General features: G+C 68.2%; 4 protein-coding genes and 1 pseudogene. 4 read left to right on the top strand and 1 reads right to left on the bottom strand.

Annotated elements, in window-relative coordinates; translation table 11 throughout:
* From B7L92_RS41240 to B7L92_RS33775, 4 genes are all read left to right on the top strand, one after another.
* Positions 1–211, top strand: a 211-nt coding sequence (locus B7L92_RS41240; protein WP_218030493.1) for a hypothetical protein, incomplete at its 5' end; no start/stop codon positions are given.
* A gap of 204 nt (positions 212–415) precedes the next feature.
* Positions 416–856 (top strand): BlaI/MecI/CopY family transcriptional regulator, encoded by a 441-nt coding sequence (locus tag B7L92_RS33785; protein WP_438364042.1) that lies wholly within the window; start codon positions 416–418, stop codon positions 854–856.
* A 9-nt stretch (positions 857–865) separates the two neighbouring features.
* Positions 866–1,411 carry an amino-acid N-acetyltransferase gene (locus tag B7L92_RS33780; RefSeq protein ID WP_004985013.1) on the top strand — a complete coding sequence of 182 codons (546 nt, stop codon included), beginning with the start codon at positions 866–868 and terminating at the stop codon, positions 1,409–1,411.
* Between the two features lie 221 nt (positions 1,412–1,632).
* Entirely contained in the window at positions 1,633–1,968 is a 336-nt protein-coding gene (locus tag B7L92_RS33775) for a histone-like nucleoid-structuring protein Lsr2 (RefSeq protein WP_004985012.1), read from the top strand.
* An 88-nt stretch (positions 1,969–2,056) separates the two neighbouring features.
* Here B7L92_RS33775 and B7L92_RS33770 read toward each other — a convergent pair.
* Positions 2,057–2,286 (bottom strand): annotated as a pseudogene (locus B7L92_RS33770) (SCO3374 family protein); the annotation flags it as partial.

The following is a 2,286-nucleotide window of genomic DNA, read 5'->3' as shown; positions in this document are numbered from 1 at the left end:
CGCCCACCCGCCTCCCCCTGGCTACTCTGGATCCATGGACTACGTCTCCGCGCTTGTGCCCCCGGTCGTCATGGCCGCCCTCTTCATCGGCGTGATCCGGGTGATCGTGAAGACCCAGGGCGGCGCCAACAAGACCAAGGAGGACGCGGCCGTCGACGCGGCCTACGCGCGCGTGGAGGGCGCCCAGCCCTCCCCCAGGACCGACGGCTGACCCCACCACGGCACCGGCGGCCGACGGCACCGACCGCGCCGCCACCCCGGCGTACGACTCCGGCGCACCCCGCCGCACGCGAGTCGTACGCCCTTTTTGTGCCCGTTCGTCGGGGCTGGTGGCCGTCCGGCACGCCATTGCCGGGATCTCCCACTATTGTTCTGAGTTGTGCCTCGCCCCTTGGGAGAACTCGAAGACGCGGTCATGACGCGGGTGTGGAAGTGGAACCGCCCGGTGACCGTTCGGGAAGTCCTGGAAGATCTTCAGAGGGAACGGTCCATCGCGTACACCACGGTGATGACCGTTTTGGACAATCTCCATCAGAAGGGCTGGGTGCGCCGAGAGGCGGAAGGCCGGGCCTATCGATATGAGGCGGTCTCCACGCGCGCCGCATACGCCGCCGCGCTGATGAACGAAGCGTGGTCGCAGAGTGACAACGCCGCCGCCGCTCTCGTCGCCTTCTTCGGCATGATGAGCGAGGAACAGCGCCGGGCCCTGACGGATGCGGTGCGCATCGTCGGACTTCCGGAAACCGCTCGACAACCGCAACCGCCGGCCGAACCCCCCCGAGAAGCACAACCCGCCGAACCCCCGGAAGCCCGGGACGAGAACCCCGGCTCCACAGAGGGCCGGGACGGGCGATAGCGTCCGTTCATGTCAGCAGACAGCTCAGCAGACGGCCCCGAAGTCACCGCTAAAGCCCTCACGGTCCGACGGGCCCGCACCAGCGACGTCCCGGCCGTACGCCGCCTCCTCGACGCCTACGTACGCGACGGCATCCTGCTCGACAAAGCGATGGTGACTCTTTACGAGGACATCCAGGAGTTCTGGGTGGCGGAACGGGACGACAACGCCGAGGTCGTCGGCTGCGGCGCCCTGCACGTGATGTGGGAAGATCTCGCGGAAGTCCGCACTCTGGCCGTGAAGCCCGGTCTGAAGGGCGCCGGTGTCGGACACCAGTTGCTGGAGAAGTTGCTGCAGACGGCCCGCTGGCTCGGTGTTCGCCGTGTTTTCTGCCTGACCTTCGAAGTCGACTTCTTCTGCAAGCACGGCTTCGTGGAGATCGGCGAGACGCCCGTCGACACCGATGTGTACGCGGAGCTGCTGCGTTCCTATGACGAGGGCGTCGCGGAGTTCCTCGGGCTCGAACGAGTGAAACCGAACACCCTGGGCAACAGCCGGATGCTTCTGCATCTGTGATCGTCGGCGATTCCCCGTCGCGCCCTTGACCGGGTTCCCTATGTCCGAAACGCGCACGTTTCCGGACCGGGGCGGGCAGCGGGCCTCCGCCAGGGGTTTGTGTTTTTCCGGCAAAAGCGGTTTGCTTTCCGACGTACTGCAGTAGTGCATATAACAGGGGACGGCGATACGGCGGACGCCGGCACACCCCGGCCCTGAAGTTATCGATGAAAGGAAATCCGGTGGCACAGAAGGTTCAGGTCCTTCTTGTCGACGACCTCGACGGCGGCGAGGCGGACGAGACGGTGACGTTCGCGTTGGACGGCAAGACGTACGAGATCGATCTCACCACCGCCAATGCGGACAAGCTCCGCGGCCTTCTCGAGCCTTACGTGAAGGGCGGTCGCCGCACCGGGGGCCGCGCTGCGGGCGGGCGTGGAAAGGCGCGTGCTTCTTCCGGCGGCAGCCAGGACACCGCGGCCATCCGCGCCTGGGCGAAGGAGAACGGTTACGAGGTCAACGACCGCGGCCGTGTTCCCGCGTCCATCCGCGAGGCCTATGAGAAGGCCAACGGCTGACGGCGGGTCCGGCCGGCCCCACGAGGGCGGACGGAGGGCGGTGGACATCGTGCACGTACCGTCGCGGAGCCCGTGGCGCAGCCTGCGGCTACGCGTACGAGCGCCGCAGCCGGACCCGGTGGACCTGCGTCACCACCGTGTTCACCAGCCGTACGAGATCGGGGGCGTCACCACGCCCCCCCATCGCCGACAGCGTCGGCAGCGAGGTCTCGACCTCGCACCCCGGCTCGGGGGGCCGCAGCCACACGGCGGCCCCCTGCGTACCGCCGTGGCCGTGCCCCGGGGGAAGCGGCGGGGCGGGGACGGCGTGGCCGGGGG

Source organism: Streptomyces viridosporus (assembly GCF_002078235.1).
GTDB lineage: Bacteria > Actinomycetota > Actinomycetes > Streptomycetales > Streptomycetaceae > Streptomyces > Streptomyces viridosporus.
Note: the sequence above shows the minus strand (reverse complement) of the source record. Positions and strands in the feature narration are given on the sequence as shown.

Coding starts and splice junctions, on each gene's coding strand:
- B7L92_RS33785 (WP_438364042.1), top strand. CDS start 416: ATGACGCGGGTGTGGAAGTGGAACCGCCCGGTGACCGTTCGGGAAGTC.
- B7L92_RS33780 (WP_004985013.1), top strand. CDS start 866: ATGTCAGCAGACAGCTCAGCAGACGGCCCCGAAGTCACCGCTAAAGCC.